This window comes from Mesorhizobium kowhaii (assembly GCF_042431665.1).
Classification (GTDB): Bacteria; Pseudomonadota; Alphaproteobacteria; order Rhizobiales; family Rhizobiaceae; genus Mesorhizobium; species Mesorhizobium kowhaii.
On the sequence record NZ_JBHLYT010000013.1, the window covers coordinates 18,622 to 32,722 of the forward strand.

At 60.8% G+C, this 14,101-nt stretch carries 11 protein-coding genes; 1 reads left to right on the plus strand and 10 read right to left on the minus strand.

Annotation, left to right across the window (positions count from 1 at the left end; genetic code table 11):
* Nucleotides 1-26: 26 nt before the first annotated feature.
* Both ACFFNA_RS12250 and ACFFNA_RS12255 read right to left on the minus strand, forming a co-directional pair.
* Nucleotides 27-551 carry a GNAT family N-acetyltransferase gene (locus tag ACFFNA_RS12250; protein ID WP_378918493.1) on the minus strand — a complete coding sequence of 175 codons (525 nt, stop codon included), beginning with the start codon at nt 549-551 and terminating at the stop codon, nt 27-29.
* Nucleotides 552-625: 74 nt separating this feature from the next.
* Complete coding sequence (locus tag ACFFNA_RS12255) at nt 626-1,450, minus strand: hypothetical protein (protein WP_378918495.1); 825 nt, start codon at nt 1,448-1,450, stop codon at nt 626-628.
* A 186-nt stretch (nt 1,451-1,636) separates the two neighbouring features.
* Between ACFFNA_RS12255 and ACFFNA_RS12260 the strand changes: the two genes are divergently transcribed.
* Entirely contained in the window at nt 1,637-3,052 is a 1,416-nt protein-coding gene (locus ACFFNA_RS12260; RefSeq protein WP_378918497.1) for an adenylate/guanylate cyclase domain-containing protein, read from the plus strand.
* A gap of 52 nt (nt 3,053-3,104) precedes the next feature.
* Here the strand turns inward: ACFFNA_RS12260 and ACFFNA_RS12265 are convergent, their stop codons facing one another.
* The 8 genes from ACFFNA_RS12265 to ACFFNA_RS12300 all read right to left on the minus strand — a co-directional run bounded on the left by ACFFNA_RS12265 (nt 3,105) and on the right by ACFFNA_RS12300 (nt 14,091).
* Nucleotides 3,105-3,584, minus strand: coding sequence for a class I SAM-dependent methyltransferase (locus tag ACFFNA_RS12265; protein ID WP_111545124.1), 480 nt, complete (start codon nt 3,582-3,584; stop codon nt 3,105-3,107).
* A 130-nt stretch (nt 3,585-3,714) separates the two neighbouring features.
* A complete protein-coding gene (locus ACFFNA_RS12270; RefSeq protein ID WP_378918499.1) occupies nt 3,715-4,896 on the minus strand; it encodes an ABC transporter permease in 1,182 nt (393 codons plus the stop codon).
* Nucleotides 4,893-5,891: an ABC transporter permease gene (locus ACFFNA_RS12275; protein ID WP_111545122.1), complete on the minus strand. Its 999-nt coding sequence runs from the start codon at nt 5,889-5,891 to the stop codon at nt 4,893-4,895. Before ACFFNA_RS12275 ends, ACFFNA_RS12270 begins: the two co-directional genes overlap by 4 nt.
* Nucleotides 5,892-5,893: 2 nt before the next feature.
* Nucleotides 5,894-7,792 (minus strand): ABC transporter substrate-binding protein, encoded by a 1,899-nt coding sequence (locus ACFFNA_RS12280; RefSeq protein WP_378918501.1) that lies wholly within the window; start codon nt 7,790-7,792, stop codon nt 5,894-5,896.
* Nucleotides 7,789-9,684 carry an ABC transporter ATP-binding protein gene (locus ACFFNA_RS12285; protein ID WP_378918503.1) on the minus strand — a complete coding sequence of 632 codons (1,896 nt, stop codon included), beginning with the start codon at nt 9,682-9,684 and terminating at the stop codon, nt 7,789-7,791. The genes ACFFNA_RS12280 and ACFFNA_RS12285 overlap by 4 nt, the downstream gene beginning before the upstream one ends.
* Before the next feature lie 164 nt (nt 9,685-9,848).
* Entirely contained in the window at nt 9,849-11,189 is a 1,341-nt protein-coding gene (locus ACFFNA_RS12290; RefSeq protein WP_378918505.1) for an adenylate/guanylate cyclase domain-containing protein, read from the minus strand.
* Between the two features lie 265 nt (nt 11,190-11,454).
* Nucleotides 11,455-12,798, minus strand: coding sequence for a nucleotide sugar dehydrogenase (locus ACFFNA_RS12295; RefSeq protein WP_378918507.1), 1,344 nt, complete (start codon nt 12,796-12,798; stop codon nt 11,455-11,457).
* A gap of 114 nt (nt 12,799-12,912) precedes the next feature.
* On the minus strand, nt 12,913-14,091 hold the full coding sequence (locus ACFFNA_RS12300; RefSeq protein WP_378918508.1) for a DUF3095 domain-containing protein: 1,179 nt from the start codon (nt 14,089-14,091) through the stop codon (nt 12,913-12,915).
* Between the last annotated feature and the right edge of the window lie 10 nt (nt 14,092-14,101).

The following is a 14,101-nucleotide window of genomic DNA, read 5'->3' on the forward strand; positions in this document are numbered from 1 at the left end:
TTGCGGTGCAAACGCCAAGGGAGACCTCAGAACCGCAGCCGGGCCATGCTCAGGAGGTCGTGGTACTGCCCGTCGGTAAAACCGGCCTTCACATGCCGGCCTTCGACCTCGAAGCCGTGGCTTGTGTAGAGACGGACGGCCGGTTCGTTGTCGGCATAGACGGTCAATTCGACCCGCTTCAGGGCGCGCCAGTTGTCGGCCACGTCAAGCAGCGCGCCAAGTATGGCAGAGCCGATGCCCTTGCCGACAAAGGCATCGTCAAGGCCGATATTGATCTCGCCGATATGCGAACGGCGCGGCGAACCCTGCACGACCAGGCTGCCATGGCCGACGACCTTGCCGTCCAACTCGGCAACGATCCAGGTGGTTTCCTGGCCGGACTTGGCGATGCGCCGCTCCACCTGCTCTACCCGCTCGAAGGGCATCCTGAGCGTGCCCCAGCGGAAGCCCGGCATGTTGAAGATAGCGCAAAGCGCCTCCGCATCGCTTGGCCGGACGGACCGCAGCTGCGGCTGGATTTTCTCGGAGGATGGCGAGGTCGTGCTGGTCATGGCGTTCCCGGCGAAGGCAATCGGCCCGGCACGATGCACCGGACGTCCCCTGAAAATCCAGCCGTCTCTGCACCCTATGATGCCGATTGCGAGCTAAAATACCGCGAGGCGGCGTAGAGTTTGAAGACGCCGCTGATGCCGATCCAGCCGAAAAGGGCGAGCCAGCACAATGTCCCGGTCGCCGTCCAGTCGATCCGGTGCACCGCAGCGTCGGTGATGACGAGGCCAAGGATGGCAAGCAGGCCAACCAGAAACTGCGCCAAGCCGAGCACCAGCAGTTCCTCGCGCGGCGCGCTTCTCCAGACGAGATATATGCCGCCCGCACCGGCGAGAAAGATGGCGCTGTAGACCTGAGCGTGGAAGGCGTCTACCGGCCATGGCCAGATGCTGCTGAATGTCAGGGGAAACAGCAACAGGCCGACGCCATAGAGCCCAAGGATCGCCGATTCCACCGGCATGTAGCCCCGCCATGCGGGGTTTAAGGTCACGCCTTTTGCAGAAGGACGGGCCCTGGCCCGCCACAGGAACAGCCCGGATACCGCGACCGAAGCAAGATAGACCAAAAACCAGAGCCAGGGCGCTTTGCGCCCGAAGTTGAAATAGCCGAGATTGAGGAACGAAGCCACCGACACGATGACGGTGAAGATGAAGGCCATGACGAGCACGAGCCTGGCGGGCGACCAGCGATTCCACAACAGTAGCGCCGCCATCACGACCATTTCGGCGGTGTAGAAGCCGCCGAGGAAGCGGGCATTGAACGGCGTGACGGCCCAAGGCCAGCGCGGCTTGACCAAGACGGGTGCGAAAAACAGGCCGGCGCCTACGATCAGGACGATGATGACCACCGCAGAGAAAAGGCGCAGGGCCGCCGGAAATGGCGGGTTGTCGGATGTCGGCATGGGAGAGAGCCCCAAGGATGAATTCCCCATGGATCATCATAGTGCCGGTTACCGCGAATGGAAATTGGACTGTCACCAGGCTTGTCTATTCGAATGGCCGTACGGTCCGTTTCGAAGTAGAATGAAGACTCGGACCAAAGAGCGGTCCGGTCAACCATGCCTCATGGGGCGTCCGGAGCCTGCACGATGAACGAAGCTCAGGATCTGTTCTCGCTTCTGCGGCAATCGACCGATGTCGATCCACAGGCAATCGACGCGATCGAGCGAACCATCGCGGAAGGCCAGGACCGCGAACTTTGCCGCATCAATGCGCCAGCCTTCGCCAGCAAGCATGGCCTCGACGAGGAACGCACCATAGGCGCCTTTCTCCACGCGGCGCGGGTGGGCATCTTCGACATTTCCTGGAATGTTCTGTGCCCCGGCTGTGGCGGCGTGCTCGACACCAACGCCACGCTGAAAACCCTGCAGAAGGACGAATACACCTGCGCGCTGTGCGCCGAGGGCTATTCGCCGACCCTCGACGAGATGGTCGAGGTGACATTCACCGTCAGTTCCCGCGTGCGCAGGATTGCCGCCCACAATCCACACGAACTGCCGTTGGTGGAATATTTCCGCCAGATCTACTGGGGGTCCGGCGTCGATCTGCCGGAAGAGGATTTCGCCAAAAAGATAGAAGCGTTCTCGCTGGAGGGTATCGAGCTTGCGCCCGGTGAAAAGGCGTTTCTGCTCATACAGCTTCCGTCCGAATTCATCATCGTCTTCGATCCGGTCACCCATTCAGCGCAGTTCATCGATGGGAAGGGCGAACCAACAAAGGAACGCCGAAGCCTCTCTTTGGTCTTCGACCGCGACCATGTGCAGAGCCAGACGCTGGAGATGCAACCGGGCCCGATGCGCATTTCGCTGGAAAACAGGACCGACACCCGCGTGCTGCCGACGGTCTTCATCGCCGGCCAGGCATTGCATGATTTGCTGGGCAAACGCCGGCCCTTCCTGACCGCCAAGCGCCTGCTCACCAACCAGACGTTCCGCAATCTCTATCGTGCGGACACGCTCGACATCAACCAGCGCCTGAAGATCACCAGCCTGACCTTCCTGTTCACCGACCTGCGCGGATCGACCGCGCTTTACGAGCGGGTGGGCGACCTTTCAGCCTTCGATCTCGTGCGCGAGCATTTCCAGGTTCTGCACGAGATCGTCGCGGCGGAGGCAGGCGCGGTGGTGAAGACGATCGGTGATGCGGTGATGGCGACCTTCGCGACGCCTGATCGTGCGATTGCCGCGGCCCTCAGGATGCGCGATGCCATGCGTGCGCTCAACGACAAGAGCGGGCGCGAGGATCTGCTGCTCAAGATCGGAGTCCACGCCGGCCCCTGCATCGCCGTGTCCATGAACGAGCGACAGGACTATTTCGGCCAGACGGTCAACATTGCTTCGCGGGTCCAGAACCTTGCCACCGCACAGGCGATCTTCGCCACTCGTGCGGTGGTCGACGACAATCTCACCGCCGATCTGTTGCACAGGAAAGCGCTGACGCCCGTGCCCCACGAGGTCTCGCTGCGCGGCATTGAGCGGGAGATCGCAGTCTATACGATCCCCTGAAGACTTGGCCCCTGAAGACTTGGCCCCTGAAGATTTGGGTCGTCTCGGCCCCTCACACGCGCCTACAGACAAAATAACGATCGGCGGGCACCGAAGGCGGCGGCGGGAGGCGTTGCAGCTGCGGGTGATCGAGCGGCGTGCCGCTGACCGCGATGCCGCCGACGCGAAGCAGGCGCGCAATCAGATCGGGAAGCCAGGTAGAGGTCACTGCATCGAGATCTTCATAGCCGGTACCGATGTCGGCATGAACAAGAGCGGCATCGATGCCAATGAACCTGCTCGCCGTCTCGCGTATTTCGCCGAGCACGAGGTTTTCAGCTTCGGGAATTGAGCTGGCGTGTGCGGCAAGTGCGCGGTCGAACGCCACGATCCGGCGTCCGGGCAGGCGCTCGCGCAGATGGTGGAACGTCCGGCCATTGCCGAGGCCGAGCTCGACCACGGGCCCCTCCATCTTCGCCACCTCGGTGCAGACATGATCGAGAATGTCGCGCTGTGCGGTCATCCTGCGGATGAAACTGTCGAGGCGACTCATAGGCGATTGTATGTCCTGAACCAGTCCCGCACATAGAGGCGAGCAATGAACATTGCAATAACCGAACAGGCCGCCGACAAGGATCATACCGGGTGGAGTCGGCGGCACGGCGCGCGGCGGAATTGCGATCTCACTTGTAGGGGTCTGCGGCGTCCCGCAAGCCGTCGCCGAGGAAGTTGAACGCCATGATGACGAGAATGACGGGGAGCATCGGCAAAAGCAGCCATGGATAGAACGCGATCACGTTGACGCTGCGCGCCTCGGTGAGCAGGATGCCCCAACTGGTTATCGGCGCCCTCAGGCCGAGCCCGAGGAAGCTCAGCGCCGTCTCGCCCAGGATCATGCTGGGTATGGAGAGCGTCGCCGTCGCGATCAGATGCGACATGAAGCCGGGAATGAGGTGCCGCCCGATGATGCGGCTGCTCCTGGCGCCCATCAATTGCGCGGCCAGAACGTAATCCTCCTCGCGCAAGGCTAGAAGCTTCGAACGCACGGCCCGCGCCAGTCCGGTCCAGTCGAGCAGCCCGAGGATGACGGTGATGCCGAAATAGATCAGGGCCGGACTCCAGGTTATCGGCATGATAGCCGCCAGAGCCAGCCATAGCGGAATGCTGGGGATCGATTGCAGAACTTCGATTATCCGTTGAACGATCAGGTCGAAGATACCGCCATGATAGCCGGCCAGTCCGCCGATGACAATGCCGAGCACGAAGCTGAAACTGATGCCGACGAGGCCGATTGTCAGTGAAATGCGTGCGCCATAGATGATGCGCGAGAGCACATCGCGCCCCAGCCTGTCAGTGCCGGCCAGAAAGAGCTGGCCGTTTTCGGCAGGGCAGACAAAATGCCTGTCACCTTCGATCAGGCCCCAGAACCGGTAACTGTCGCCCCTGCAGAAGAAGCGGATCCGCTGAACATCATCGTGGTTCTCGATGTAGTTCCGCTTGAGCGTGTCCATATCCAGCGTCATCCGGCGGCCATAGACGAACGGCCCGACGAACTGGCCGTTGTGGAACAGGTGCACCCGCTGCGGCGGCGAATAGATGTAGTCCATGTTGCGCGTGTGCAGATTGTAGGGCGCCAGGAACTCGCAGATCAGTATCCCGAAATAAAGCACTGCCAGGAATATGCCTGATATAACGGCAAGCCGGTGCTTCCGGAATTTCCACCACATCAGCCGCAACTGCGACGCCTGATAGACTTTCGACTGCTCCGGCGTCATCGCCTCGACCGACTGCAGGTCAATGGGCGCGATGGAAACGTAGTGTTGCAGTGGAGCACCCGGAGCGGGCAGCGGAGAATTCGTGTTCATTTGGTGCTGCCGCCCTGCAAACGAATTCGTGGATCAAGCAGCGCCAGCGCCAGGTCGGAAATCAGGACACCGATGACCGTCAGGAAGGCGAGGAACATCAGGAACGACCCTGCCAGATACATGTCCTGGCTTTGCAGCGCCTTGATCAGCATCGGCCCGGTCGTTTCCAAAGACAGCACGATCGCCGTGATTTCGGCGCCGGAGATGATGGCCGGCAGGATAGAGCCGATGTCGGAAATGAAGAAATTGAGCGCCATGCGCAGCGGATATTTGACCAGCGCCTTGAAGGGATGAAGGCCTTTGGCGCGTGCGGTCACGACATATTGCTTGTGTAGCTCATCGAGCAGATTGGCGCGCAGCCGCCGGATCATGCTTGCCGTGCCTCCGGTGCCGATGATCAAGACCGGGATCCAGAGATGGGCGAGGATCGACTTCGCCTTGGCCCAGCTCATCGGCTCGCTGAGATATTGCTGGTCCATGAGATGGCCGATGGATGTGCCGAACCAGATGTTGGCGAAATACATCAGGATCAGCGCCAGCATGAAGTTCGGAATGGCAAGGCCGAGAAGGCCGAAGAAAGTCAGGCCGTAGTCGCCCCAGCTGTATTGATGCGTGGCGGAGTACATGCCGATTGGAAAGGCGATGAGCCAGGTGAAGACGATCGTGACGAAGGAAACCATCACGGTCAGCCACATTCGGTCCCCGACGACGTCGCGAACCGGCAGCTCATATTCGAAGGAATAGCCGAAATCGCCGTGCAGCATCCCGCCGACCCAGTAGAAGTAGCGAACGATCGGCGGCTTGTCGAAACCATATTCCTTGCGCATCATCTCGATGCGATCGGAATCCACCCCTTCGCCCTGAGCCCGAAGCTCGGCAACATAGCTGTCGAAATAGTCGCCTGGGGGAAGTTCGATGATCGTGAACACCAGCGCCGATATGATCAGCAGCGTTGGAACCATCACGGCGATGCGCCAAACAAGATATCGAAGCACGCTCAGGACTCTCCAAGCCAGAATGTATCCGGCATGTAGACACCGAAATAGGCAGTCGGGTCGTAGCCGTAGAGCGCCTTGTCAGGCAGGTTGCGCAGCCGCGAGGACGCTAGAACCGGCTGATGCGTTCCGTTCACCGTGCCGATCGAAAACACCTGATCGGTGTAGATCGACAGCATCGAATTCCAGATTTCGGCGCGCTCCGTGGTTTCGGTCGATGCGTTCCAGCGCTTGAGCAAAGCCATCAACTCGACCACAGGCGGAAGATCGGGCGCCTCACCGAGCTTGCCACGAGACAAGTAGTGAGCACCCCAGAGCGGCCATTGCAGCTGGTCGTCGATGGTGGGGGCCAGCTGGCTCGGGTTCATGTCGGCGGTCGGCACGCCATTGTCGATGCCCGACCACATCGACATAATGATCTGGCCGCCAACCGCGCGGCTGCGGAAGATGTCGCGCTGCGAAGTCCGGATGAACAAGGCGATGCCGATCTTGCGCCAGTGATCGGTGATGAGTTCGAGCGCGTCGGTTTCCAGTGTGCTTTCGCCGGCCGTCTCCACTATGATCTGCGCTGGGCGTCCATCGGGAAGTATCCGCAGGCCGTCATCGCCACGCGTCTGAAGCCCGACCTCGTCGAGCAGGGCATTGGCCTGGTCGGGATCATGGGCGACCCAGGCTTTCGCGAATTCCGGCCGGTAGAGCGGGCTCTCCGGCAGGACCGTATCGGCACTTTCCTGTGCTAATCCGTAGAACACAGCCATATTGATCTCGCGCCTGTCCACAGCGAGCGAAAGTGCGCGGCGCACGCGCACGTCGCGAAAAAGGCGACGCCACACCTGGTCGGCACAATTCAGATTGGGCAGCAGCGCCAGCCGCGAACCCTGTGTGCGTTTCCAGAGATGCATCTTCACCGGGTAGCGCTTCTCCGCATCCTTCAGGAAGGAGTAATCGGTGAAGTCAATTCCCATGCATTGCAGGTCGCTCTCGCCCGCACCGGTCTTGGCGGAAATGATCGCCGACGAGCTGACATTCATGACAATCCGGTCAACATAGGGCAGTTGCCGGCCATTCTCGTCTATTCGATGAAAGAACGGGTTGCGCTCGAAGACGAACTGCTCAGCCGGCGGCTTGGTCCGGTTCTGCCAGGGATCGAGCGTCGGCAAATCCGGGTTCTCCGGGCGATACTGTCGCGACATGCGGATATGCAGGAGCGTCCATTTCTTGGCCCGGTTCTCCCTCATTAGGCCGGCGAGCCGGAATGGATCCTGATATTTCTTGTGGAACTGCTTGAGATAGGCGGCTGGCAGAACAAGCGATAGCGGCGAAGCAGCAGCGAGCCTGGGCAGGAAGTCGGGATTGGGCGCATCCCAACTATAGCGGACCGTCAACGGATCGACGATCTCGAAGCGTGGCGGCTTGCCGTCCGCCAGCAGGGCCGGGGCAAGCCCGCCTTGCGAAAGCTCATCGTTCAGCCAGACATCTTCCCAGCAATAGCGAAAATCCTCCGGCGTCAGCAGGCCACCGTCAGACCATTTATGCCCTTCCCGTATCTTGAAAGTGAAGACGCGATCATTCGCTACGTCGAAACTTTCGAGAATGTCGGCTTGCATGTTAAGCTTTTCGTCATAGCCGACCAGGCGAGCATACCCATAGATCGTCATCATCCGGATATCTTTCTGGCTGCCGATGATCGTACGCAGCGTGCCGCCATACTGGCCGGGCTGCCGGCCCATCGCAGCGAGATTCACCGCGCGCGGGCTCTTGGGCAGGCGTTCGGCGAGTGCCGGCAGCGCCCTGGCCTTCAGGTACGGCTGAAGAAATTCCGGCTCCAGATCGCCGGCGTGCAACGTGCCCGGCAGAAATGCCGAAGCCATGAGGCCAAGGACGGTGCGCCGGCTGATCAATGGCGTAGCTCGCTGACATCTGCCGAACGTCGGGCCAGCACGAGGTGGCCGCCGCCAAGATCGAGCGGCGACAGCATACCCTCGTCGCCCTCGTCGCGGAATTGCGGTCCCCATGCGCTGGTGTCGGAAGCGCCGCTGAGATTCAGCGTCTTGAAATCCATCGGCCTGTCGAGATCGGGGAAAGGTACTGCGGCGACCAGTGAGCGCGTGTAGGGGTGCACCGGTTTCCTAAGCAGAATTTCGCGCGGCGCAAGCTCGACGATACGCCCGCCGCACATCACCGCGATGCGGTCTGCCATGTAGTCCACCACCGCCAGGTTGTGGGATATGAACAGGTAGGTCAGGCCCAGTTCCTTCTGCAGGTCCTTCAGAAGGTTCAGGATTTGCGCCTGGACAGAGACATCGAGTGCTGAAACCGGCTCGTCGCAGATCAGGAGTTCAGGCCCCAGCGCCAACGCGCGCGCGATGCCGATACGCTGACGCTGCCCGCCGGAGAAACTGTGCGGATAACGCTTGATGAAGCGCGGATCGAGCCCGATTGCCTGCATCAGGCTCTTGACTGTGGCGAGGCGGGAAGCGGCATTGCCACGTTGATGGATTTCCAGCGGCTCGCTCAAGATGTTCTCCACCGTCATGCGAGGTGAAAGCGACGAAACCGGATCCTGGAAGACCATCTGGATTTTCGCGCGCAGCATGCGCAGGGCGTTTCCCCCGGCTGCCAAGACGTCGATCGGTCCATCGCGGCCGTTGAAGATCACAGAGCCGCCGCTAGGGGTAACAGCCCGCATGAGGATCTTGCTGACGGTGGTTTTGCCGGAGCCGCTTTCGCCGACCAGACCCAGGCACTCACCCCGCCTGATATCGAAGCTCACGCCGTCCACGGCGCGAACAGAGGTTTGATGATCCCCGCCGAACCATCCGGACTTGCGGGTGGTGAAGGTCTTTTCCAGATCCTTGACCGACAGCAGGATGTCGTCCGGCCCTTTCGATACCGGCGCCGTCTGCTTGCCGAGCAGGTTCCCGACATTCACCGGCACCTCGCGGAGCGCCTTTAGCCTTTCGCCAGGCTTCAGGTCGAAATGCGGAACGGCTGCCATCAGGCCCTTCAGGTAAGGGTGACCTGGCCGGCGGAATATCGCCTCGACAGGTCCCGCTTCCATGATCTCGCCATGGTAGATGACCACCACCTCGTCGGCGACATTGGCGACCACGCCGAGGTCGTGCGTGATCAGCAGCATCGCCATGTTCAGCTTGGTCTGAAGCTCGCGCAGCAATTGCAGGATTTGCGCCTGGATGGTGACGTCCAACGCCGTCGTCGGCTCGTCGGCGATCAACAGGGCGGGCCGGCAGATAAGCGCCATGGCGATCATGGCGCGTTGACGCAATCCTCCCGAAAGTTCAAAGGGATACATGTCATAGGCGCGCTTGGGATTGGGAAAGCCGACAAGGCTGAGCATTTCCTCGGTCCGCGCCTTGCGCTCCGCCCGAGCCATGGGCGTATGAATCTGCAGGGATTCGCTGACCTGGTTGCCGATCGTGTGCAGCGGCGACAGCGATGTCATCGGCTCCTGAAAGATCTTGCCGATGCGGCTGCCTCTCAACGCCCGGATTTCGGGTCCGTCACGCGGCATCTGCAGGATATCCTGCGTCGTGCCGGGCTTTTCAGGATCGGAAAACAGGATACGGCCGCGAACATGGGCTGTCTTCGGCAAAATGCCCATCACTGCCTGGCTGAGAACCGATTTTCCGGAACCGGACTCGCCCACAAGCGCGGTAACCTTGCCGGGCAGGACGCGAAGATTTGCACGCCTGACGGCATGCAACGGTCCCCCGATAATGGCAAAAGAGATGCCAACATCTTCGATCCGCAGCAGATCAAAACCCGAATTCATTCTCACACCAACCCCACTCTGGCGGCCTGCCGGGGCGACCGACGCAGAAAGCGAGACTAGCGCATTGCCAGCCTAGAGCAACTTGGATTCGAAACGGTCGCCAGTTCCCTGGCGGAACCGGCGACCGGACTGCATGCCAAGGCGTTCGGATCAGATCGTGGTGGTTACTGGAGCTTCCTCCGGTCGCCCGCTGACAACCGCGTGGCATCGCGATGAAGCAGCATGACCTGCTCTGCGTCCGATATTCGGTCGTGAATCGGCTCCATCGCACTGTCTTCATCGAGTGCGAGAGCACCCGACAGATCGGGTGAAAGCACCGTCAGCTTCTGCTTGATGCCCGCCAGTTCCTCGTTGCCGAGCGTCAGCCAGCTGTTGGCGCCGCAATAGCTGGCGAAGTCTTTGCTGGCGAGAACGCTGTGCGGATATTTCTTGGTCAGGGTCTGGAGGCGCTGGACCTCGTTTACAGCCGAGCCGAAGACAGAGAATGTGAGCCGGTCGGTAAGCCCGACATTGCCGAACATCACATTGCCGACATGCAGGCCGATACCAAAGCCTATGTCGCTCAACCCCTGCTCCTTTCTGCGCAGATTGAGATCCATCATACGCGCGGTGGCCTTGTGCGCTGCCGCAAGAGCAGCCTGGCAGGCGATCTCGGACTGCGAGCGGTGCCTTTCGCAAGGGTAGACGGCAATGAAGCCATCTCCTATGAAACTCATGATCTGCCCGCCTTTGCGATTGAAAGGTGCGGCAACGGCGTCGAAAAACTGGTTCAGCGTATCGATATAGATTTCGCGGCCGGAGGTTTCGGCAAGCCTTGACGACCCGCGCATATCGGCCATGACCAGTGCGGCCCGGATTGTATCGCCCTCGCCGCGCTTGATCTGGCCGTCCAGCACGCGCCTGCCGGCATCGCCGCCGAGATAAGTGGTCATCATGTTGTCGGCGAGCTTGGTCAGCACCGCCATCTTGGTTGCGATAGCGAGATGGTTCTGGATGCGCAGCAGCGCCGAAATCATGCTGTCGCTGAAGCCTGCAGCACTGTCGGTGGACCAAGACCCCATCATGCCCTGAGTGGTGTTGCCACTGAAGGAATGGACGAAAGCCATGTAATCGGTAACGCCCATAAGCCTGAGTTCATCGAAAACCGGAAACTCCGACGGCACCGACGGGTCGAACCGGCGCCGCAGATGGTCGAGCTTGTTGCTGAGCAGATGGTAGTATGGGCTGGTCAGGAACCTGTCAGACGGCACGCCGCCCTCATGGCGGAAGCCTTCTACTTCCATGCCCTGGCCGCGAAACCAGGTGAAGCCAAGCGCGTCATAAAGCGGATGAAGCATCGAAAAGCTCAAATGCACCCGCTTCAGCGGCAGGCCGGCAGCAGCCAGCCGTTCACAAAAGCCTTTTACCAATGTTTCCAGGTCGTTGCCCGCCAGCGCCGATTGCGTCAGCCAATCGGCAACCTTATCCATGAGAGTGGTGGAAATTTCTGCTTGCGCTGTGCTCATGCTATCTCCAGACCCGTCGAAGACGAGCCATTCTCCTTTGATCCGCTACAACACAGTCCGCCAACGACCCAAACATAAGACCCTCGAAGTCAATGAAGCCGGCTTCGGCGGCAAAACCCGGCGAAGAATTTCCCAAGTGACTGTCCTTGCAGGCAAGGAGCGGGCGAAACTGCATCTATCTCGTGGGGCGATATGTGGCGAGGCTGCCGACGGAGTGCAACCACGATCCTGACATCGGGCAAAAAATTCGCTGGCTCAGACGCCGTCAGGCCTTCACCACCGTCTCTCGGGCTAGCCCGAGGCGGCCAAAAACATTGCGTGTGTCGACGATCAGAAGGGCGTGATCGGCGATCGCCCGATAGTCGATCGCGTCGTGGTCGGTTGCAACGACGACAGCATCGAAATCCTTCAAGGCCGCCTCGGTCAATTCGACCGAGCGACGCCCCTTGATCGCCATATGCTCCCGTGTGGTCGGGATCTCGGTAACATGCGGATCGTGGAATTCCGCCTTGCCGCCCCATTCCTCGATGAGTTCAATGAGCCGCAATGAGGGGCTTTCGCGGATGTCGGGCACATTCTTCTTGTAGGCGAGCCCGATGATGAGAATGCGCGAGCGGCTGAGCGCCTTGCCGCAGCGCCGGTCCAGCGCCTTCGCCAGTTCATCGACCACATGACGCGGCATGGCCGTGTTGATCTCTGCCGCCAACTCGATGAAGCGGGTCGGCAGTTCGTATTCGCGCGCCTTCCACGTCAGGTAGAAGGGATCGATCGGAACGCAGTGCCCGCCAAGTCCGGGGCCAGGATAGAAAGGCATGTAGCCGAAGGGCTTGGTCTTTGCCGCCTCGATCACCTCCCAGATGTCGATGCCCATCGCACCGAGCACGACCTTCAACTCGTTGACGAGGGCTATATTGACCGAGCGGAAAATGTTTTCCGTCAGCTTGACCGCCTCGGCGGTCGCTGTGGTGGAAACCGGAACGACGGTCTTGACCACGCCCCGGTAGAAAGCCTGCACGAGCGTCGCCGCTTCAATGCCGTCGCCTGCCACGACCTTGGGGATCGTCGCGACTTCAAAGCTGCGGTTGCCGGGATCCTCGCGTTCGGGCGAGAAGCCGAGGAAGAAGTCTATCTTCGACTGCAAGCCGGTTTCTTCCAGTATGGGCTTGATCACGTCGTCGGTGGTGCCGGGATAGGTGGTCGATTCCAGCACGATCAGCTGGCCGAGACGCAGATGCTTCGCGATCGTGCCTGCCGTGTCCCTGACAAAGGAGAGGTCCGGCTCACGGTGTTTCGTCAGCGGTGTCGGAACGCAGATGATGATGACATCGCAGACGCCCAGTTCGGCAAAATCCGCGGTGGCTCGGAACCGTCCGCTCGCCACCTGGCCGGCAAGGGCTGTCGACGTCACCGCCTCAATGTAGGATTGGCCGTTGTTCAGGCTCTCGACCTTCTGGGCTTCGATGTCGAAGCCGGAAACCGGGAAGCCGGCGCGTGCGATTGCAACCGCCAGCGGCAACCCGACATAGCCCAGTCCGATCACGCCGATTTGCGCGGCGCGCGTCGAAATCCGGTTCAGAAGACGGTCATATGTCGATAGTGAGGCGTCCAAAAATCTGCTTTCCCGTCAATTCGGACAGGCTGTCCGCTCCCGTGGCGAGGCTCACCTGATGCCAAGAACCATGGCCGAGGCATATTGCGGAAGATCGATTTCCGCAAGCCGTCATCAGACCGGCACCTTCGCCTTCAGGCTTGCGGCAGCCATCGCATAGCCGCCGGCGGCGCCATCGATGAAATGAACGTGATCGCGCTGCAGCGGCGAGGCGACGAGGCATGTCATCAGGGCCGATTTCTGGCGGTGCAGGCCATAGTTGCAGATGCCCGCCTCTTCCGCCTGTTTCAGCCGGTTCTCGATCCGTTGCAACACATCCGCGTCAACGTCGATGGTCATCTTCAAGCCGTCGTCGAACTTGCGGAAATCCGAATTGCTGGCCACCTCGCGTTTGTAGATCTTCGGATCGAAACGGCCGATCGTCCAGCCATATCTATCGGTGACAGCCGTAAGCGTCATCAGGAACACTATCCACAGCTTCGACAGCCACCGCCATCCTGCCGGCGCCATGGCCCGCGCCTCGATATCGAGGCCGGCGGGCAAAAAACTGTAGCCCGGCCCGTTCACCGGAACCGGGTGGCCATCGCGTTCCTGCATGCCGGCAAGGGCGATGATGTCGGAAGCCAGAAACTGAAAACCGCGCAAGTCGCGCGACGCCCCCGGTATGGCTATGATCGAGACGATTTCGCCATGCCGGGCTTCGATCGGGTTCCAGCGGCAGGAGAGGCCGGTCAGATCCGGCCGCGCGCCGGCCGGCGCAGGATCGATGCGGTAGCGCCCCGCTTTCATCTCGGCTTCCGCCCAACTGCCGCCACCGCCGGCGAACATGGCATAGAAGACCGCCTCGGAGGCCTGGAACCTCGCCACGCGAACGTCGAGGCCTTGCGCTCTTATATCGTTTATCGGCACGATTGCGGCACGCAAGGTCAGGTCCAGTTCGTCCGCCACCCATCTCTGGACAGCCGCCAGCGCGTTGCGGGTGATCTCCAGCGCCGAGCCAGGAAACGCCACGAGCGCGCCGTCGCCGCCGAAGACAAAGGGAAGATCTTGCCGACCCAGTGCATTGAGCAGCGCCGAAATGACGCTGGCGCCGGCCATATTGACGGTTTTGTAGCGCCCAGCCTCGATCGCCTTGGTCGAGCCGACGATGTCGGCGGTGGCCAGCGCCCAGCCATCGGGGAGAGGCCGATAGTTATCGATATCGGCAACGCTTTCGAACTTTGCGAAGACCGGCAAGGAAGCGACAAACGGGTCGGACGCGGCAGCTGTTTCCATGAGCATCAGATAGCACATTCCACTGCTT

Coding starts and splice junctions, on each gene's coding strand:
- ACFFNA_RS12285 (WP_378918503.1), bottom strand. CDS start 9,684: ATGAATTCGGGTTTTGATCTGCTGCGGATCGAAGATGTTGGCATCTCT.
- ACFFNA_RS12250 (WP_378918493.1), bottom strand. CDS start 551: ATGACCAGCACGACCTCGCCATCCTCCGAGAAAATCCAGCCGCAGCTG.
- ACFFNA_RS12260 (WP_378918497.1), top strand. CDS start 1,637: ATGAACGAAGCTCAGGATCTGTTCTCGCTTCTGCGGCAATCGACCGAT.
- ACFFNA_RS12265 (WP_111545124.1), bottom strand. CDS start 3,584: ATGAGTCGCCTCGACAGTTTCATCCGCAGGATGACCGCACAGCGCGAC.
- ACFFNA_RS12300 (WP_378918508.1), bottom strand. CDS start 14,091: ATGTGCTATCTGATGCTCATGGAAACAGCTGCCGCGTCCGACCCGTTT.
- ACFFNA_RS12255 (WP_378918495.1), bottom strand. CDS start 1,450: ATGCCGACATCCGACAACCCGCCATTTCCGGCGGCCCTGCGCCTTTTC.
- ACFFNA_RS12290 (WP_378918505.1), bottom strand. CDS start 11,189: ATGAGCACAGCGCAAGCAGAAATTTCCACCACTCTCATGGATAAGGTT.
- ACFFNA_RS12270 (WP_378918499.1), bottom strand. CDS start 4,896: ATGAACACGAATTCTCCGCTGCCCGCTCCGGGTGCTCCACTGCAACAC.